This is a genomic window from Enterococcus sp. BWB1-3 (assembly GCF_016745275.1).
Classification (GTDB): domain Bacteria; phylum Bacillota; class Bacilli; order Lactobacillales; family Enterococcaceae; genus Enterococcus_L.
Genome location: NZ_JADOEP010000001.1, coordinates 74,401 through 95,371, shown reverse-complemented (window position 1 = coordinate 95,371; position 20,971 = coordinate 74,401). Strand labels below are relative to the sequence as shown.

Annotated in this window: 14 protein-coding genes; 7 read left to right on the top strand and 7 right to left on the bottom strand. The window is 38.9% G+C overall.

The window, feature by feature from the left end; genetic code table 11:
- Nucleotides 1–377: 377 nt before the first annotated feature.
- Complete coding sequence (locus tag IW492_RS00535) at nucleotides 378–3,017, bottom strand: cation-translocating P-type ATPase (RefSeq protein WP_202064100.1); 2,640 nt, start codon at nucleotides 3,015–3,017, stop codon at nucleotides 378–380.
- 765 nt (nucleotides 3,018–3,782) lie between these two features.
- On the opposite strand from IW492_RS00535, the gene IW492_RS00530 reads away from it, so the two are divergent.
- The gene (locus IW492_RS00530) at nucleotides 3,783–4,025 is read left to right on the top strand and encodes a helix-turn-helix transcriptional regulator (RefSeq protein WP_202064099.1); all 243 of its coding nucleotides are present in this window, start codon (nucleotides 3,783–3,785) and stop codon (nucleotides 4,023–4,025) included.
- Nucleotides 4,026–4,343: 318 nt separating this feature from the next.
- On the opposite strand, the gene queA is transcribed toward IW492_RS00530, so the two are convergent.
- A complete protein-coding gene (queA, locus tag IW492_RS00525; RefSeq protein WP_202064097.1) occupies nucleotides 4,344–5,375 on the bottom strand; it encodes a tRNA preQ1(34) S-adenosylmethionine ribosyltransferase-isomerase QueA in 1,032 nt (343 codons plus the stop codon).
- Nucleotides 5,376–5,530: 155 nt separating this feature from the next.
- Here queA and IW492_RS00520 point away from each other — a divergent pair, with 155 nt between their 5' ends.
- From IW492_RS00520 to IW492_RS00500, 5 genes are all read left to right on the top strand, one after another.
- Nucleotides 5,531–6,421 carry a VOC family protein gene (locus IW492_RS00520; RefSeq protein WP_202064089.1) on the top strand — a complete coding sequence of 297 codons (891 nt, stop codon included), beginning with the start codon at nucleotides 5,531–5,533 and terminating at the stop codon, nucleotides 6,419–6,421.
- Nucleotides 6,422–6,937: 516 nt separating this feature from the next.
- Nucleotides 6,938–8,131, top strand: a complete 1,194-nt coding sequence (locus tag IW492_RS00515) for a betaine/proline/choline family ABC transporter ATP-binding protein (protein WP_202064085.1) — start codon at nucleotides 6,938–6,940, stop codon at nucleotides 8,129–8,131.
- A gap of 4 nt (nucleotides 8,132–8,135) precedes the next feature.
- On the top strand, nucleotides 8,136–8,774 hold the full coding sequence (locus IW492_RS00510; protein ID WP_202064084.1) for an ABC transporter permease: 639 nt from the start codon (nucleotides 8,136–8,138) through the stop codon (nucleotides 8,772–8,774).
- Nucleotides 8,771–9,709 carry an osmoprotectant ABC transporter substrate-binding protein gene (locus IW492_RS00505; protein WP_202064083.1) on the top strand — a complete coding sequence of 313 codons (939 nt, stop codon included), beginning with the start codon at nucleotides 8,771–8,773 and terminating at the stop codon, nucleotides 9,707–9,709. Before IW492_RS00510 ends, IW492_RS00505 begins: the two co-directional genes overlap by 4 nt.
- Nucleotides 9,709–10,383, top strand: coding sequence for an ABC transporter permease (locus IW492_RS00500; RefSeq protein WP_330927508.1), 675 nt, complete (start codon nucleotides 9,709–9,711; stop codon nucleotides 10,381–10,383). The genes IW492_RS00505 and IW492_RS00500 overlap by 1 nt, the downstream gene beginning before the upstream one ends.
- Before the next feature lie 150 nt (nucleotides 10,384–10,533).
- On the opposite strand, the gene IW492_RS00495 is transcribed toward IW492_RS00500, so the two are convergent.
- From IW492_RS00495 to IW492_RS00475, 5 genes are all read right to left on the bottom strand, one after another.
- Nucleotides 10,534–10,932 (bottom strand): hypothetical protein, encoded by a 399-nt coding sequence (locus IW492_RS00495; RefSeq protein WP_202064081.1) that lies wholly within the window; start codon nucleotides 10,930–10,932, stop codon nucleotides 10,534–10,536.
- A 105-nt stretch (nucleotides 10,933–11,037) separates the two neighbouring features.
- Entirely contained in the window at nucleotides 11,038–12,201 is a 1,164-nt protein-coding gene (locus tag IW492_RS00490; protein WP_202064080.1) for a cation diffusion facilitator family transporter, read from the bottom strand.
- 1,065 nt (nucleotides 12,202–13,266) lie between these two features.
- On the bottom strand, nucleotides 13,267–15,966 hold the full coding sequence (locus IW492_RS00485; RefSeq protein ID WP_202064079.1) for a YhgE/Pip domain-containing protein: 2,700 nt from the start codon (nucleotides 15,964–15,966) through the stop codon (nucleotides 13,267–13,269).
- 98 nt (nucleotides 15,967–16,064) lie between these two features.
- Complete coding sequence (locus IW492_RS00480; RefSeq protein ID WP_202064077.1) at nucleotides 16,065–16,247, bottom strand: hypothetical protein; 183 nt, start codon at nucleotides 16,245–16,247, stop codon at nucleotides 16,065–16,067.
- A gap of 1,493 nt (nucleotides 16,248–17,740) precedes the next feature.
- On the bottom strand, nucleotides 17,741–19,084 hold the full coding sequence (locus IW492_RS00475) for an FAD-dependent oxidoreductase (RefSeq protein WP_202064076.1): 1,344 nt from the start codon (nucleotides 19,082–19,084) through the stop codon (nucleotides 17,741–17,743).
- Between the two features lie 189 nt (nucleotides 19,085–19,273).
- Between IW492_RS00475 and IW492_RS00470 the strand changes: the two genes are divergently transcribed.
- Nucleotides 19,274–20,752, top strand: a complete 1,479-nt coding sequence (locus IW492_RS00470) for a helix-turn-helix domain-containing protein (protein ID WP_202064075.1) — start codon at nucleotides 19,274–19,276, stop codon at nucleotides 20,750–20,752.
- The last annotated feature ends 219 nt before the right edge of the window (nucleotides 20,753–20,971 follow it).

The following is a 20,971-nucleotide window of genomic DNA, read 5'->3' as shown; positions in this document are numbered from 1 at the left end:
GTTTGCCCATTCAGATCCTCTCATCTGTTTTTACAGCTGATTATCTGCGGACAGATTGCCTGTCCTCTGTCCTGAACACCTTTACTACATCCACGTCTGTTTGGTCCTCAGACTGGCTACATTAAGCTATTCATTTGATAATCACTATAATACTCTTATTCAATTTTATCAACCTATATATGTGGAATGAATGAAACTTTTTTTGATTCTTCCATAAAATTCACCTGCACCTGAAAAATGCTTTTTTCAGTCAGCCGAAAAATATCCATAAAGTATCAGATAAAATAAAATTTTAAACTGCCGTACAGCCGAAAAATCATTTAGCCATTTCAAAGTCTAAAGATTCAGACGTATTCTGCTGATTACACTTCTTTATCTTATATTTCCTCTTCTTCCTCAGGAGAAAAATGGAATTTAATCAACTCATTCACAAAAATCGGAACTACCGACAACGCAACAACCAATGCCCAATGTGTCAGCCCAATTGGAACCAAATTAAACAGTTCCTGAGTAAAAGGCAACAATGCAATCGTTGTTGTAATCACCACAGCCAACACTGCCATTTCAAATAATGATTTATTTGAAGACAGTCTGACTCTAAAGATGGAATTACGGCTTCTTACATTAAATACATGAATAATAGATGAATAAGCCAAAACCAGAAAAGCAACCGTCTGTCCTACTTCATGACTGGCACTTACCCAATGAGACACGCCATCTACAAACGCCCCTAAATAAAAACCAAGCAACGTCACTACCGTAAAAACAGAGGCATTAACAGCAATCTTTTTCCAGAGCCCTCCGGAAAAAATTCCTTCATCTCTCGGAATTGGCCTCTCAGTCATAATCCCATTTTCTGCGGGTTCTCTTCCTAATGCAAATCCTGGAAGTCCATCTGCCACAACATTGACAAACAGCAGCTGAACCGCAGTAAACGGTGCCCCCCAGCCTAAAAGCATGGCGATCAGCACAATGAAAATCTCAGAAATATTACAACTCAATAAGAAATTAATAGCTTTACGAATATTCTGATAAACAGTTCTCCCCTGAGCTACAGCATCAACAATCGTTGCAAAATTATCATCTGTCAGAATCATATCTGATGCACTTTGAGCAACATCAGTTCCTGTAATTCCCATTGCACAGCCGACATCACTGGCTTTTAATGCCGGCGCATCATTTACACCGTCACCGGTCATTGCCACAACGGCTCCGGTACGCTGCCAGGACTTAACAATACGAATTTTATCTTCAGGAGTTACACGTGCATAAACGGACAGCTCTTTTACTCTGGCATCTAATTCTTCATCACTCAATTTGCGCAGCTCCGCCCCTGTCAAGGCTTCACTTTTGTTGCTTAATATGCCCAGCTCTTTTGCAATAGCCCCAGCAGTCACCACATGGTCTCCGGTGATCATAACCGTCTTAATTCCTGCTTTCCGTGCTTTTTCAATGGCACCTTTACTTTCAGGTCTCGGCGGATCAATCATTCCAACCAGTCCAAGCAGTCGCAGATTCTTCTCCAGCGCTTCTGAGGTAATATCCTGAGGCTCCTCATCGTGAATCGCATAACCGACTGCAATAACCCGTAACGCCCGTTTACCAAAACGGTCATTGACAACAGCTGCCTGATCCACATCCCCATAACGGAAACGAGTGAGCAGCACATCAAAAGCACCCTTTGTGACAGAGATATACTTTTTGCCCATTCGATGAACAGTCGTCATCATTTTTCGTTCTGAGTCAAAAGGAATCTCTCCAATTCGAGGATATTTTTCCTCAAGTTCTTCTTTTGTATGATAATTTTCTTCAACGGCGCGAACAATTGCAGCTTCTGTTGGATTCCCTTTGATAATCAAATCATCGTTTTCTTTTTCAACCGTGACATCCGTACATAGGGCTGCCATTTTCAGTACTTCCATCGCTTCACTTGTCATGGCATCTTCTGTATCGGTCACTTCATCCCCACGGGACCATACACGTCGTACCCGCATGTTGTTCTGGGTCAATGTTCCTGTCTTATCTGAACAAATTACACTGGCTGTTCCCAAAGTTTCAACAGCCGGCAGCTGACGAATAATTGCATGCTTCTTCGCCATTTTCTGAACACCGTAAGCCAATGTCAACGTCACGATTACTGTTAGTGTTTCCGGAACTGCCGCAACAGCAAGTGAAACAGCGGTCATAAACATTTCCAGCATTGGTTCTCCCTGAAGTTCTCCGATCGCAAAGACTAAAGCAGCAGCTACCAGTGCAATGATACTAATTCGTTTCCCCAATTGGTTTAACCGAATTTGAAGAGGGGTTTTCTGCCTTGTATCATTTCCTAAAAGGCCTGCAATTTTCCCCATCTCCGTATCCATTCCAGTTGCGGTAACCACGGCTCTTCCACGACCGTTCGAAACTGTACAGCCCTTAAATACCATATTAATCTGATCCCCTAACGAATCCTCTTCATCCGCTATGTACATAGGATCCTTTTCCACTGGTTCACTTTCTCCAGTTAAGGCTGACTCTTCCACCCGCATTTGAGAGGACTCTATTAAACGGGCATCCGCGGTAATCATTGAGCCGGACTCTAAAATTAGAATATCGCCGACAACTATATTTTCTGCGTTGACTGTTTCAACTTTTCCATCTCTTAATACAGTACTCGTTTGTTTGTTCATATCTTTTAAAGCATCCAGCGATTTTTCTGCATTCCCTTCTTGAACAATCGCCAACACTGAGTTGATAATAACAATTGCAATAATCAGAATTCCTTCAAAATACTCATCATGCTCTGTCACAACCGCTGTATAAAATGAAATAGCTGCAGCTACTAATAAAATAATTGTTGTAAAATCAGTTAAGCTGTGGAGAAATTTCTTTAAAATTGACTCCTTTTTAGCGTCAGCAAATTTATTCGCACCGTTTTCTTTTAAACGTTGCTCTGCTTCCTGTTGTGACAACCCTGTTTCTTCGTTTGCTTTTGTTTCTTTCAATACTTCTTCCAGCTCTTTTTGTTGAATTTCCATCCTATCCCCCATTTAGTTATTTCCTATTTAATAGTAGTACTCTACAATATACTATAACATGAATTTTTTTATGATTTCAATAAATACCTCTGATAATCGGCTCTAACCCCTGCTATATCAAGCTTTAAAAAATTTCACGAACAAACATAAAAAAAAGATTAACACATCAGAAAGAGCTTTCAAAAGAACAGATTTTAGCTGGCAGAGAGCGCTGTGTATGGTTTAATGATACACTGACGAAAATGATAGTTGCTTATATATAAATTTAATTTTCGTTAAAAAAATAAGTGCTTTTTATTGAAAACGCTTTCTTTTCGTGGTATTATACTTATGTAGGAAGGAGGAAAATCAGTTATATTGAGGAATTTCTCGAGTTTCAATAGATTAAGTTTCAAATAAGTTAAAGTTTGTTGGAAGTAAATTATTCACCTTTAATCTGTTATATGTGTAGAGAAAATGGTTAAAGATACATCTAAAAATGTACGTTTATTTATTAAGGTAAACTTGATATTCGGAGAATTCTCGGATATCTAACTAAAAAGTTTCATTGGATCAAACAGAAATTCAAGTCGTACTTTACATGTATAAAAGTAAAACAATTCAATATAACTGATACCTTCCAGAAAAAAGGCCAGGCTATTCGAGAAGCTTGGCTTTTTGCTATACTTTTTTTGCTATATTATTTGTAACAAAAGCAAAGATATGGTATATTGACTATGCACTTTCTATTATTTAACTACAATTCAGTCATTGGAGGGATTTACATTGCCAAAAAAGAAGAACTCATCCTTTGAGAGTTCCATTCACGTCTATAGAGCTATGAAGCGTATGACCCAACAGGAATTAGCTGACAAAGTAGGCGTATCAAGACAAACCATTATTCAACTTGAGCGTAATAGATACAACCCATCTCTATTATTAGCTCATGATATCGCAGAGGTCTTCGAAGTGCCTATCGAGAAAATCTTCACTTTCAAAAGAATAGACCACTCAGAAGAAACAGACTAGTAACAGAGCAATAAAAGAGAAGACATGTATAACACCTTCTTTAAATTCTTGTTCAACATTTTATCAGTAAATCATTAGTCTGGCTAATCCGCTTTATCAATTTCACAGTGACGATATACGCTTATCTGCCGTCCAACATAATTTCTATAAGCTAGCTACTTGTAGACTGATGATTATGACTGGGTATCTGATATAATATATTTCATCGCTTCTGCTGCACGGAAGCATGATGCTCGTTGCTTTGAAAAAATAAGCTGCTAAAGAAGCGCAATGAACACATTGCGCTTCTTTTTTATTGGTTCTATATCAAATCACCGTTTACTTTATAAACATGGCATCGCCAAAGCTGAAAAATCGGTACTGTTCATTAATAGCGTGCTGATAGGCACTTAATGTTAATGTCCTGCCTGCAAAGGCGCTGACCAGCATCACCAGAGTAGACTTAGGCAAATGGAAATTCGTGGAGAACGCCTGAACGACCTTAAATTCGTAGCCAGGTGTAATAAAAATATTCGTCCAACCGCTGTCTGCTTTGATTTCTCCCCCAAATTTAGTCCCAATGGTTTCCAGTGTGCGAATAGATGTTGTCCCCACAGCAACAATTTTTCCGCCAGCTGCTCTAACCTCATTCAATACTGCTGCAGATTCCTCTGTTAGTCTATAAAATTCGCTGTGCATTTCATGTTCTTCAATATTTTCCACCGATACCGGACGAAACGTTCCCAGACCTACATGAAGAGTCAGATAAACAAGTCGAACACCTTTTGCTTCAATTTTTTCCAGCAGTTCTTTTGTAAAATGAAGTCCTGCAGTCGGTGCTGCTGCTGATCCGCTTTCTTTAGCATAAACTGTCTGATAGCGATCGGGATCCTCTAGTCGTTCTTTTATATATGGCGGCAAAGGCATTTCTCCAAGAGATTCAATAATTTCCAAAAAGATTCCCTGATAATCGAAGCTGATTATTCTTCCTCCATGATCCAATTCTTTCACAACTGTGGCTTTCAAACGACCGTCGCCAAAGCTGATCTGTGTGCCGACTTTTGCCCGTCGAGCGGGTTTAATCAATGTTTCCCACGTATCTCCCTCAGTATTAGTCAGCAAAAGAACTTCCAAATGTCCTCCGGTTTCAGGTTTTTCACCGTATAAACGGGCCGGCAGTACTCGAGTATCATTCATCACCAACGCATCTCCGGCTTCCAGCTCATCAATAATTTCACTGAAATGTTTATCTTCAATCTCTCCAGTTTCTTTATCCAATACCAGCAGACGTGAACTAGTTCTATCTACTAGCGGAGTCTGAGCGATCAGCTCTTCCGGCAGGTCAAAATCAAAATTTTCTGTGCTAAGCATTTTTCCACCTTCATTCTCTATTCATATACCTTGGCTATTTTAACACTATTTCAAGGAAGTTGCGAGGAACGGAGTAAAACAGATTGATTGGAAATAAACTAAAAACGAGTTATACTTATTTTTAGTAAGTTTAATTAAATAGAGGAGGTCCTTTTATGATTCCATTTATTCATCATGTATCTTTACTCACTCGTAACAGCTCAGCAAATCAGTCATTTTACATTGAGTTGCTGGGATTGCGTTTTGTTAAACATACAGTAAATCAGGATAATCACAGAATGATTCACGACTACTATGGCAATTATTATGGTGCACCAGGCTCTGTTATTACGTTTTTTATTGTTCCGCTATTGGGACAGCGTTATGACAACGACCATTTTCTAAGCACTATCGGATTAAAAATTCCAAAGGACAGTCTGCCATTTTGGAAAACCAGATTAACAGAAGCACAAATTTCTTTTGAACAGCGAGAAAACAAACTGTACTTTTTTGATCCCGACCAGATAGAAATTCATCTGATTGAAACTGATCTTCCTTTTTTAGAAGAAAAATATCAGGTGGAAAACGATATTCCGGGAGACAAACAAATTCTTGGACTGCTGTCAACTGAATTTCATGTGGTAGAACCGAAAAAGACACTGGCATTTTTTAATAGACTGCTGGATTGGAATAGCTCAGACCAGCGAATTTACTTGAACGACACAGATTTTATTGATATCCTCCCTTCTGTCAGTCAGGAAAAATCAAGAATGGGCAGAGGCAGTATGGACCATGTTGCTTTTGCGGCAGCAGATGACCAGGCTCTTGATGCACTTTACGAAAAAGCTAAATCACTAGATTTAGTAATAGAAAAAATTGTTAACCGCGGTTACTTCAGAAGTCTCTATCTACGGGAACCCGGTGGCAACCGGGTAGAATTTGCCACTGTCTCACCGGGATTTACTATAGATGAGACCTTGGAAGATCTTGGAAAAAGTCTTGCTCTCCCTCCTTTTTTAGAGGAACAGAGGAAAGAAATCGAGAAAAAGATTTATCAGGAAAAATAATAAGTTAATATATACATTGATCAGCAGTTATTAGCATATTCTCTAATGGTTGTCGCTATTTTTTAACTACTGATTGGCTTCCATAATCATCTTTAATTATTCTATAAATGGGCCTTTCACTCTAAATTAGTCATTACTCTCCAACATACGCTCTGTTCAGCAGAATAATCTATACTTGTTCCGAACTCTTACTTCAAGTCAATATATATAAGCGACTTTCTCACCTTTTATGTTATGCTGTTAGTAGAGGTTGTTGCTATTTTACCTAAAATATTGGTTTTCTTCACGTATGTTTCATTTTATTTCAGCAACCAGCTACAATGAAACAGCAGCTGCTTTTCGTTCATTACTTGAGGAAGCGCAGAGTGCTCGATGAATTGTTCTTGACTAAAAATAGTCATTATATACTTCTTTTAGGAAAGCCAGTCCTTTCAGAAAAAAGGCCTTCTTATTAGTTTTCAAGAACTGTTTAAAACATACTGATATTGCAGGAATTATAAGAAAGAGGTGACTGTTTTGATTGAGTTTCAACATGTGTACAAAATTTATAAGGGTGGCAAAGTGGCTGTCGAAGATGTCAATCTGCATTTTGACAAAGGCGAGTTCATCTGTTTTATCGGAACAAGCGGAAGCGGAAAAACAACAACGATGCGTATGATTAATCGAATGACAGATCCCACCAAAGGAAAAATTTTGATTAATGGAAAAGATATTCTAACAATGAACCCTGTGGAGCTTCGCCGCAAAATCGGGTATGTAATTCAAAGTATCGGATTAATGCCGCATATGACAATTCGTGAGAATATTACGCTGGTTCCAAAACTGTTAAAAGCAGATCAGGAAGAGCGTGAAAAGATCGCTGAAAAAATGATTGATCTGGTTGAGCTGCCAAGAGAAATGCTGGATCGTTATCCCCATGAATTATCCGGCGGCCAGCAGCAGCGGATTGGGGTTGTACGGGCTCTGGCGGCAGATCAGGACATTATCCTGATGGATGAGCCTTTTGGTGCTTTGGATCCTATTACCAGAGATTCTCTTCAGGATTTGGTAAAGGACTTGCAGGAACGACTTGGGAAAACGATTATCTTTGTTACGCATGATATGGATGAAGCACTGAAGCTGGCGAATCGGATTGTTATCATGAGTGAAGGAAAAGTCATTCAATTTGATACACCTGATAATATTTTGAATGCTCCGGCGACAGAATTTGTTGAAGAGCTGATTGGGGAAGACCGCCTGATTCAGGCAAAATCAAACACAACAACTGTTGGTGAAGTTATGTCACACAACGCAATTACTATTACATCGGAAAAATCTCTGTCCGAAGCAATTAAAGTCATGAGAGAAAAACGGGTGGATACTTTACTGGTTGTAGATGGGCAGGGGATCTTAAAAGGATTTATTGATATTGAAACCCTGGACAGAAAAAGAACCAAAGCAACCAGTGTCAGTGATATCCTAAATACAGATGTCTTCTTCGTAAAAGAATCTTCTCTTCTGCGGGATACTCTTCAGAAAATTCTGAAGCGCGGGGTTAAGTATGTTCCTGTTGTTAATGAAAAACAGAAGGTTACCGGAATTCTGACAAGGGCTTCGTTAGTTGATATTGTCTATGATGTAATTTGGGGCGAGGAAGAGCTAGCCACCATCGCTTCTGAAAATTCTACGAGTGAAGATGTTGAACCACAAGCCTCTCAAACGGAGGTGTAGTCAAATGTATGAATTTTTTATGGAAAAAGGCGGAGAACTCATTACCAGAACGGGAGAGCATATCTTTATTTCAGCTGTTTCTCTTGGTTTAGGTATTCTGTTTGCTGTTCCATTAGGTATCTTGCTGACCAGAACAAAGCGTACTGCGGCAATCGTTATTGGCTTGACCAGTGCACTTCAGACGGTTCCTTCACTGGCTTTGCTGGCACTGATGATTCCTATTTTCGGTGTGGGAAGATTTCCGGCAATTGTTGCATTATTCATTTATTCGCTGCTGCCGATTTTGAGAAATACCTATATTGGGATCAAGGAGGTCAGTTCTGATTACAAAGATGCTGCTAAAGGAATGGGTATGACAAATATTCAATCTATTTTTATGGTGGAACTGCCGATAGCCACGCCAACTATTATGGCTGGGATTCGTCTGGCAGCTGTATACGTAGTCGCATGGGCGACTTTAGCTTCTTACATTGGAGCCGGCGGTCTGGGCGACTTTATCTTCAGCGGGCTGAATTTGTATCGTGCAGATTTAATTTTCGGCGGAACAATCCCTGTTGCACTTATTGCTTTAACTGCTGATTTCCTGTTGGGGTGGCTGGAAAATAAACTGACTCCGGCAGCATTACGAGGTGAATCAGAATGAGAAAACTAAAAAATATCTTATTAAGCATACTTCTTCTTTCTACTGTCGGATTTCTGGGGAGCTGTTCATTGCCGGGGCTGGCAAGCGGAAATAATAAAGATACCATCAGTATTGCCGGCGGCTCTACTTCCGAGATTCAGATACTTGCCAACATAGTTAGTGGAATGATCGAACATTACACGGATAAGAGTACCGTCATTATCAATAATTTGGCAACGACAACCGTGATACATCAGTCCATGCTGAACGGAGATACCAGTATCTCGGCTGCCCGCTACACTGGAACTGATTTAACGGGAACCTTGCAGCTGCCTCCTGAAAAGGAACCTGAGAAAGCCTTTGATATTGTAAAAAAAGAATTCCAGTCACGCTATCAGCAGACCTGGTTCCCTTCTTACGGATTTGCCAATACCTATGCGTTTATGGTAACTCAGGAAACTGCAGAAAAATATAACTTGAAAACAGTCAGCGACTTGAAAGCCGTTGCTGATCAATTGACAGCCGGAGCTGATACATCATGGATTGACCGTCAGGGGGATGGCTATAAAGGCTTCGTTCAGGAGTATGGATTCGACTTCAAGCGAGTTTTTCCGATGCAGATTGGGCTGGTTTATGACGCTGTAGCTGTCGGAAAAATGGACGTTGTTCTAGGATATTCTACAGATGGTCGGATTGGAAGCTACAATCTGGTTATGCTGGAAGATGACCGAAAATTTTTCCCGCCTTACGATGCAAGTATTGTGACAACGGATGCTATTTTAAAAGAAAATCCAGAGCTAAAGGATATTTTAAGCAAGCTCTCTGGAAAAATTTCCACGGAACAAATGCAGGAACTGAACTTTCAAGCTGACAATGACTTAATGGAGCCGGCCACAGTTGCAGAAAATTTTTTAAGAGACAATCACTATTTTGAAACAGATCAGGGGGAAAACTAATGGAAAATTTGCAGGATATGAATCTTTTCGAGCAGTTCTTTTATTACTTTGCCCAAAACGGCAGCTATGTCTTTAGTCAAGTCGTGCGTCACTTTCTGATTTCAGTATATGGTGTATTGTTTGCAGCCATTATCGGGATTCCAATCGGGATTTTTATTTCCCGCAGAGTTAAACTGGCTGGCTGGATTATCAGTCTTGCCAATCTGATTCAGACGGTTCCATCATTGGCTATGCTTTCCATTTTAATGCTTGGACTTGGATTAGGTGTAAATACGGTTATCGTAACTGTCTTTCTTTACTCTCTGCTTCCCATTATCAAAAATACGTACACTGGCATGCGTCAGGTCGACAACAATATTCTGGATGTCGGAAAAGGAATGGGAATGACTAAAATTCAGCGCCTGTTCATGGTTGAACTGCCTCTGTCTGTCTCTGTCATCATGGCAGGGATCAGAAATGCACTGGTTGTTGCCATTGGTATTACGGCTATCGGCGCCTTTGTGGGAGCCGGGGGACTGGGTGATATTATCATCAGGGGAACAAATGCCACAAATGGTACTTCAATTATTCTGGTTGGTGCACTGCCGACTGCTCTGATGGCAATTCTGACAGACTGGATTCTTGGCATGATTGAACATCGGCTGGATCCGGCAAGCAAACAGTCATCACATTAAAAAAGAGGTTATGACAGCAGTACCAAGCTTCAAGCAGTTTCTGAAGCACAACTAGCTGCCAGACCTATGACAAATAAAAAGGATCGGGACAAACACATAAATTTCGTTGTGTCTGTCCCGATCCTTTTATAATTTTTCAAACAGCACTAACTACTGTTCTCTATTTTGATAATACTCATCTTCATATCTGGAAAATGTTCCGTTATTCAGAATGATAAATGGCTCTTCATTCAGCTCTTCTTCCAGCTCATCGCTTACCACTCGTTGTTCAATCTCAGTTCTTTCGGAAAGCTCTTCCTCCGGTTCATCTAAATAAGTCCCTTCCTGCAATTCCGGCTCATCCATTAAATGGACAATACTCTCATCCTGCATTTTCAACATATGATTCATACGGACTCTTTCCACTTTCATCTCAGATAAATCTTCCTGCAGTTGATCTTTTTCATCCAGTAATTTATACATCAGCTGTTTTTCTTTAAATAATAAAAAACCTAAAATAATAATAATGACAACAAAGAAATACATCACTGCAAGAAATGCCAGATTCATAATCATCAGCTCCTTAAAGCTATGTTAACACGAGAATATCCTTTCAATTTCTCAGATTTTTTTCAAAAAAGAAAATTCTTTGAGAAAAAAAGAAATAACAGAATTTTAAAGAAGATAATTGTGATCAAATGTAATTTCAACTTCACAACCATCTAATTTATCATAAGCTTTTATCTGAATCATTCGCAATATTTCTTCATCACTTATCAAATATTTACTTGGAACAACTAAATCAAACAGAACAGTGCTTTTTCCTTCATGATCAACCAGACGAATATCGTGAGCTTTGAAATTTGTATCAATTTCTTTGACAATCATTTTTACCTGTTGATGGACAAACTGCTGCTTTTCATCATAAAGATTGACAGGATCAACGTGGCAGACCAGCTCTACTTCCAATTGTTCTTTAAAAGCAACCTCAATCTGATCAATAAGCTGATGCGCGCGATTCAAATCCCAGCGATCATCTATTTCAATATGAACTGTCGCAAAAATTTTATTTGGTCCATATTGATGAAGCATTAAATCATGGTACCCGACGATCCCTTGAACAGCAGATAGAAACTTTTTCATTTCATCTATCTTTTCCTGATCCGGTCTTACCCCTATCAACTCATTTATAAACTCACGAATCAGCTGCAGGCCGCTGTAAATAATATAGCCAGCAATCAATAACCCTATATAGCCATCAATTCGCCAACCGGTAATTCCCTCGACAACAGTAGAAATCAGAACAGTGACTGTTGTAAATACATCATTCAAACTATCTTTGGACGCCGCTATTAATGCATTGGAATCAATTTCCCCGGCAATGTTTTTGTAGACTAGTCCCTGCCAAACCTTCAAAAAGATAGACACTAAAAGAACAACCAGCATAATCCAGTTAAAATTAATACTTTGCGGTTCTCTGATACGGTCAATAGATGTCAGTAAAAACTGAAAGCCGACAAATGTAATTAGAAGTGAGACAAACGTACCGCTGATGTATTCAAAGCGTTCGTGTCCATATGGATGTTCTCTGTCTGCCGGCTTTCCTGCAATGTAAAAACCCAGTAGTGTTACAACTGAAGAAATCGTGTCAGAAAGATTATTTACTGCATCTGCCATGATTGAAACACTCCCAGAGAAAAAACCAATAGACAGCTTCCCTGCCACCAGCAAAAGATTGGAAGTTAAACCAATAATACCTGCAAAAATGCCGTAGCTGGTTCTGCGATCCTTTCCTTCTCCATATTTCTTTTCAAACAAATGAAATATCCCTTTTATCATAGAATCAAATCCCTGCCTTATTTTAGAATCTCTGGTTTGTATCTTAAAATGTCCTTTGACATACGTATGTCTGAGCCCCCTAAAACCGAATAAACGGTATTCCAGTCTTTGTATGATCCGAGTATTCGTAAGAAGCATAGGAGTACGTTCTTACTTGCCCCTCAGACATACGACGAGCATTCGAAGAAGCGTAGGAGCACGGTCCCCCATTCTTCGAGGATCGAAACGAAGTCCTTCAATTCTTAGTGGCTTTGCCATTTAGAAATTGATGAGATCGAAACAACGTGTAGTGTAGTGAAAATCGTAGACGCAGAATAACGGATACAGCGTAATGTTTTGTCTCGAGAATCGTTAGACTCGTAGAAACAGCAGTTCTTCTACGCTCCGCTACGCATACCATTCTGCTAAAGTACGAATATAAGCAGAAGTGGCAAAGTAGAACTAGCACTTGTCGGTCCTAAACTGTGCCGAGTAATTGCAGGCAACATCTCGGAAATAAGTCAAACAATCTTCAAAATATAAGCAGCTCCAGGTCCTTCACCGAGTAAGTAACAGGACTTCGTCTACTCTGCTAAAGCAATCCTAGTGAAGACTGTCAACTCTAGTATGTTTCCTACGTAGAAGTTGAGGCGGTTACTCGTCGCACAAAAAGCTTTGGCACAACCGCATCATTGCTCTTAAGTACATTCTAAAGAATATACCCCGTTATTAATGATTTGTACATTGAAACATTAGATTTTTTATCAGCTTTTTACTATTTAGAAAACCCCTATTTCCAACACCGGTGACCCATTATTTCATTATTAGGAGTACCTAGTTTCCAAATTCAGCGACCTTGGAAATTTAACGAACGGATCAACCTACGCATAACAGAAACAGAGACCAAGATTCATTCGATCTCAGTCCCTGTCCCTATTCATTAGATGTCAATTGTTTTTTACCACAATTCTGCACTTATGATTATCTATATCTGCTCAAAATACTGCAAATTTCGAAAGTGGAAACCATGTACTGCGACACCTCCTATTTTACCTGAATTTATACAGTTCGGAAAATAATAAGTCATTAATGAAAAATATGACTCTTGTGTGATAATTCCCCAAGTTTTTTCATTTTTGGCTCCAGAAGAGGGTAAAATATCGTCCCCAGTATCCCTACCACCAGCATAATCCCCGCTAAAATAACAATCGCTTTCCAGGCATTCGGCCAGTAAATACCGCCTGCTGATTCTCTTAATAGATCAACTGCATGAGTAAACGGCAGAAACGGGTTGATAAACTGAAAGAATTTACCCGAAACCTGAATTGGATAGTTTCCACCCCCACCGGAGATAGAGAGAACCAGAATAATGATCGCAATTCCTTTTCCGACATTTCCAAACAATGCCACGAGAACATAAACTATCGTCATGAAGCTCAATGCGATAAATAATGCAAATAGAATACTGAAGACCGGGGCTTTAACCTCCACCCCCAGTAAAAAGTAATTTCCAAGAGTAACGATCAATGCCTGAGCCAGACCCATTACAATAAATGTCAGCATTCTGGCAGAAAACTGTTCCCGTTTTGAAAACTTTCCTTTATCGGTTCCTTCCAGATAATAATCTGTCGTCGCAATACTGGAGAACAACACTGCACCTACCCATAAGCAAAGTGCGGTATAGAATGGTGTACTGGCAGAGCCATTATTTGCAATCGGATAGATAGAGTTTTGTTTAACCACAACGGGTTCAGTAAAAAATTCGCTTTCTGAGGCTGCATCAAGTTTTAACAGTTTAATAATCTCTCCAAGCTCTACTTCACTTTCACCTTTGCGGATTGTTTCAGCAGCCTTGTGAAGTCCTGCTTTAATATGGGACCAGTCATTTTCAATCAGATCATTGGCTTCATTCAACACAGCTTCCACTTCTGGAAGTTTTTGATCCACCATCGCCAATGTATCTGTGATTTCTGCTTTAATACCTGGGTAATCATTTTGAATGAAATCCGCAGCCAGATCCAGTTTCTCCTCAATTACGGGCAGTTCATTATTATAAAGAGCTGCTCCCTCATTAATTCCGTTGACAATTGCAGCCAAATGACCATTCAACAGAATATTGGCATCATGGACTTCCTTTTTAATAGCAGGCAGCTCTCCCTGATATTTTTCTAAAATACCAATTGCATTGGACACTGTCTTCTCCGTAGAATTCAGCAAAGAAGCAAAATCAATTTGCTGTGCCTGAGACAGTAATCCCTGAGCTGTTGTAATTGTTTCAATCAGTTTTGACAGCATCGTACCAACAGTCGTTGTAATGCCATTTACATCTACGCTGGCGGCTTCTGAAGAAATTCTGTCGGCTGCTGTCGTAATTTCGTTAAGAATAGTTTGAAGTTCAGCAGTTGTAATGTTGTCTGCATTTATTCCCTCCACTCGATTTTTCAGTCCCTGAACCAGTGTTTGTATACTATTCAGCTGTCCGATAATTCCCTGCAGGTCCTGATTGCCGGCTGACTCCTGAATATCTGTCAATAATTTCGACAGCTGCTGAATTCCTGTTACCTGTCCGTTCAGACTGCTGGAAAACTGTTGAAGCAGCTGCTTCAAGGTGATCCGTTCTTCCGGTGTCAATTCATTATCAGCCAACATTTGCTGAATCTGGCTGGTAATTGCAGAAACATTGCTGCTGATCGTCTGAATTGATTCTAAAGTAACCTGAACGCTGCTTGCAATACTTGGCAGAGCCTCCTGCAACTTTTGAGCTCCTTCCAAGGTAACCGTCCCTAACTGGTTTACCTGTTCGCCTAATTTTCGAATATCAGGCAGCGACTGCTGAACAGTTTGGATAATTGTCAGTCCTTGTTTGGCTTCTGTTATTCCTTCATTCATCACCTGCTCTACAGAAGTAAAATCTTCATCAATCATTGCCAGCTGCTTCCCTGCATTTTGAATTTCAGGGATTTTGTCTTGCAGCGTCAAAATAATTTTTGCCTGCTCTTTAATCACAGGAAGATTGGTATTCAGCTCCACTACCTTATCAGCCAACGCATCAATCTTCGGTATATAGGTTATAAATTCATCTGCTTTAGTAATTTTCTTCTTTATCTCAGGTATTTTCCCATGGAGCTCCGCCACTTGCTGAACATAGCCGTCAATTGTATCAATATTATTATCAGCAGACAGGATAAGATTCTTCACTTTGTTGATGCTGACCAGATTCGCATCTATATCATAACCAATCTCATTAAATACTTTCAGTAATGTACTGGCGGCCGTACTGATAAATTCTGAAGATATTTGAGATTGCAATGAAGCCGCTCCTTTATCTGTAATTTTAGGTGCGATAGCATTAATTTTTTCATTTACAGAATAGACAATCTCAGGCTTTGTTATCTCTCCAGTTGTAAAACTGAGTAAATCTTCTGAAAAATCTTCCGGTAAATAAATACCTGCATAATATTTTCCTGACTTTACCCCTTCATCCAGCGCCTTCTTCGATCTAACAAAACGCCAGCCCAGCTGTTTATTCTCCTGAAGATTCTCCAAAACCTCATCTCCAATATTAATTTTCTTCCCTTGAAATGAAGCTGTTTGGTCATCACTGTAAACAGCAATCGGCAATTCTCCTGTATTTGAATAAGGATCCCACAATGCCTTGATGTTAAACCATGCATAAAGGGAAGGGATAAGCATCAAGGCTGCAATTAATAATGCAGCAATCGGATTCTTCCAGATCCTCTTCCAGTCTAAAATAAATAAGTTTAATGTATTTCTCAAATATTTCATATTCCACCTGCTTCCTTACGACGGACTTACTTTAGCACATATTTTTACTGGCAAACAACTTGAAAACCTCGTAATTGGTGAATTTTTAGACAACTATTTTAATCTGTCGCAATTTTCCCCAGCACTTCTGAAGAATCTTTTAAGCCTATTTGACAAAAACTAAAGTAATCCTCTTTCAGCTCAAAAAAGAACCAGACAGAATTACTTGTTTTCCTTAAAAAGTAATCAAAAATCTGTTTTATTCCACTCACTATCTTTTTATGCTGAAAGGTACTTTTCAATATGGTGCCTCCTGCTCCTGGTACATTGATTATAGATATTCTCCATATGCTGATTCTAAAGGATTTTCTACTGATGTAGAAACCTTTGATAGACTTGTCAGCCCCACTGTTTCAGGAACAGCTAGTGAGATGGTATGCGAACCGACAATCTGATGGGGTAGCAATAATTCATTCCTGTATTAAAAGCTTGCTCCTACGCTTCTTCGAATGCTCGTCGTATGTCTTAAGGTCATGCAAGAACTTGCTTCTGCGCTTCTTCAACTCCTCATCACATGTCTTAAGGTCATGCAAGAACTTGCTCCTACGCTTCTTCGAATGCTCGTCGCATATCTTAAGGTTGTGCAAGAACTTGCTTCTGCGCTTCTTCAACTCCTCGTCGCATATCTGAGGGTCAAGTAAGAACGTGCTCCTACGCTTCTTCGAATGCTCGTCGTATGTCTTAAGGTCATGCAAGAACTTGCTCCTACGCTTCTTCGAATGCTCGTCGCATGTCTTAAGGTCATGCAAGAACTTGCTCCTACGCTTCTTCGAATGCTCGTCGCATGTCTTAAGGTCATGCAAGAACTTGCTCCTACGCTTCTTCGAATGCTCATCGCATATCTGAGGGTCAAGTAAGAACGTGCTCCTACGCTTCTTCGAATGCTCGTCGCATGTCTTAAGGTCATGCAAGAACTTGCTTCTGCGCTTCTTCAACTCCTCGTCGCATATCTGAGGGTCAAGTAAGAACTTGCTCCTACGCTTCTTCGAATGCTCGTCGCATGTCTTAAGGTCATGCAAGAACTTGCTCCTACGCTTCTTCGAATGCTCGTCGTATGTCTTAAGGTCATGCAAGAACTTGCTCCTACGCTTCTTCGAATGCTCGTCGCATGTCTTAAGGTCGTGCAAGAACTTGCTTCTGCACTTCTTCAACTCCTCGTCGCATGTCTTAAGGTCATGCAAGAACTTGCTTCTGCGCTTCTTTGAATGCTCGTCGCATATCTGAGGGTCAAGTAAGAACGTGCTCCTACGCTTCTTCGAATGCTCGTCGCATGTCTTAAGGTCGTGCAAGAACTTGCTTCTGCGCTTCTTCGAATGCTCGTCGCATATCTTATGCTCATCCAAGACATGCAAATGCTTTTCCAAGTAGATACAAGATTTTCCCATAGTAGAAAATCAGTTCTCAGAATTTCCAATCTCACTAAGATAATCGTACTAGTAAAATAGTATGCAACACTCTGATAGGGATAAATTTGTCAGAATCTATTCCGTCTACAAAGAGATAGCTGTATACGAAATGATGATCTCATGAACATGCAGATATTCAATCTTAAATAGGAGATAGCTAACCATAGAGGTATACACAGACTGGAACGAGGTTTATTCAATTTTAGAGGGCTAAAACACAGTGATGTCCCAGCTCCCGAATAAATAAAAAGGCCTAGAACAGTTTACTCAAAGCTTCATCACTATTGATGAAACAAAGAATAAACGCTCTAACCTTTATTTATTAATCGTTAATTTTTGTATTTTCTAAGCATAAACTCGTAAGCAGCCTGACTGATGACACCCATTGGCTGATTAAGAATCGGATTGAAATAGAAATCCATTGTAACCAGTTCTTCCCACCCGACTTCCTTATCTATTGCTAAGGAAATAATATTGATAATTTGTGTAACATCCTTTTTCGACATCAGCTGACCGCCAATAAGGCAATTTGTTTCTTTTGAAAACACCATTTTTATATAAATACTGTCCTGTTCTTTCAAGTAAGGCAGCTGGTAGGGAAGCTTCAGAAAGATACTTTCAACATCAATTCCCTCAAACGTTGCTTCGGTCTCCGTCAAACCTGAACTAGCAATATAATACCCAAAAACATGAGTAGCTGTTGTCTTCTGTGTTGTATTAAAGCTCATTTTATTTCCCATAACATTCACTGCTGCAACTGTGGCACTTCTCACAACATTATTAACCAACGGGATAAACGATTGCCGATAACTGTTATGAACAGGATAAGAAACAATATCCCCCAGAGCATAAATATTCGGATCACTAGTCTGCATATGCTTATTCACACGCACTGTGCCATTAGGATTCAAATCAAGAAAATCATGAACGATCGCCGTATCCGGACGTGCATTGACCGCAATCACTACATAATCGTTTTTAATTTCTTTTTTTGTTGTGACTGTAGAAAATATTTCTTCTTCTTTAGCATTAAAGCTCAGCACCGTTTCATTCAGATGAAGATGTATCCCAGATTCAACGATTTCTTTTTTCAAAATCTCCCCCAGCTCTTTATCAATATAACGAAATAGAACTGTATCAGCACTTTCAATAAGATGAACTTCTTTTCCCTTATCCTTCAAAGCATCTGAAAGTTCCACGCCAATATAGCCGCCGCCAATAATTGAAATACTGTTCGCAGCCTCAATTTTGTGCAATGCTTCCAGCGAGCTGTCATAACTTTTAAAGTGTGTGATTTGATTATTACCAGGTAGTTTCATGTTCAAAGAAAACTGGTTGGAGCCCATCGCAAGGATTAGCTTATCATAGTTCTCCTCTGCTTGGCTGCCATCCGGCTTCTCATACATCACTATTTTTCCTTCCGGTTCTATATGAGTAACTTTTGATTCCAGACACAGTCTTATTCCAAGTTTGTGTAAATCCTCTGCAGTAGTATAACGTACATCATCAAGATCATCTACCATATGATTCAATTTTATAGTGATACCACTGGAGACGTAGCTGATATCATTTCTTTTTTCAATCAGAATAACGTCTGTTCCAGGGTTTAATCGCTTTATAGTGAAAGCTGCCTGAAGTCCGCCGTGTGAGGCTCCGATAATTATTATCTTCAAAAACCTATCTCCCTTCAAGTAATCTCTGCTGAATGAATTACTTTGTTTAATATAACTGCATATTCCGTGTTTTCATTATATATAACTTCCTAAAAAAAAGAAATCCACCTTCCAACAATAACATACTTTTCTCAGATTAATATTGCCATTTTATCATGAATAAAGTATGCTTAAAGTGAGGTGTCGATTATGCTAAAACGAGATTTTTTAGAAAAACCATATGATTATATGAATGATATTCTTTTATTTCTGTACAATAATCAAGGAAAATCAACAAAGAGTAAGCTGATTGAAGAGTTTCAAATCAGTTTACCTACATTGAATGAATATCTTTCTTTTTTACAAAGTTTTCTTGAAGAAAACGGAATTAGTGACCAAGTGAGAATAACCACTAGCGGAGATCACCTTTCTTTAACCAAAGAACTTGATTTCCCGCTAAAAAAAGTTGTTCTTCTTTTTCTTGATAAATCGATAAAATTTCAAATGGTCAATCAACTGTTTCAAAAAAACGAGGTAAGTTGCGATTATTTTCAATTATCCTATGCAATCAGCTCTGCAACGTATTATCGAAAAGTCACAGAATTGAATGAGCTTCTGAAAGAATTTCATTTACAAATAAAAAGAGGAAAAATAGTAGGAGAAGAAAAGCAAATCAGATATTTCTTTTTTAATTTTTTCTGGTATCTTTTTGAAGATAAAACTGAACTGGAAAAAGAAACGTCCAATCAATATCTTGGTTTTATTGAAACGTTAAAAGAGTCTCTGAATGTGACCTTTGATCCCACTGAAATATTCCAAATTAAATTATGGATGAAGATTTCACTGCGCCGGATGACTGTCGAATTAAATCCGGTTATCAGCCCAAATTATGATCATCCAGACCGTCCGCTGTTTGAAGAGATAAATCTGGCTTTCCATACATACATGAAAAAAATCGATCGTCCATACACTATCTACGAAGCCTATATGTTTTATGATTTCTTCTGCTCCATGAACAATTTTTCTGCGAATTCTTCTTTTGCCTTTCGACTGGCAGAAGCACAGAGAACAGAGAGTTCTTATTTAAACTATATGAATAAGGTCATTTTAAAATACTTGAAGCAGCAGGGTTATCTAACTACGTACGCCTCAGATGACCGCCTGTCCTATATTGAAAATTTACTGTTTCAACTGCATTCAAGACTTTACTATTTCGACGGTTTCATCCTACCTTTCGACTATTGGACAATCACTTCCATAATCAATGCACACAGGCATCCTTTCACAGGAAATGAGGTGGATGAAACTATGAGAATTGCTTCTGAAAAATTTGATTCGAGCGAAGAGAAAAATCGTTTCATCAATCGCTTTACTCAAATACATTACACAATTATTTTAAATCATATAGCAGAGCTCAATGAAGAAAAAATTACCATTGGTGTGTATCATTCTCTGAATCCTTCCATAGGTGAACTAGTCATGCAGCATTTAACAAATGTGCTTGGACATAAGTTTCCTATCAAAGCTGAATTATATCAGGAAGATTCTTATTATGATATATTACTGTCTAATATTTATAACGAAGCAATTGCAGAAAATCAAAAAACAACGTATGTCTTCTCTGATGTAGGAAACAATTATGATATGAATGAGGTCAAAAAAATCATTCTCAATTTACTTGATAAATAAGTAAGAAATTCTTACTTCTGTAGCTCCATTATAGCAAAGAAACGTGCTAAAATTTCTCTATTTTATATAAAAAACCAGAATTTACTGAGAATTCTAACAAAATGATCGCTATTGCTGATCGAATGAATTAGATTTTAAAAGAGGCATTGTCGTTTATTCCTGCTGATAATCGACAATGCCTCTTTTGATTTTATTCTGTTCCCTAATATTTCGATTCAA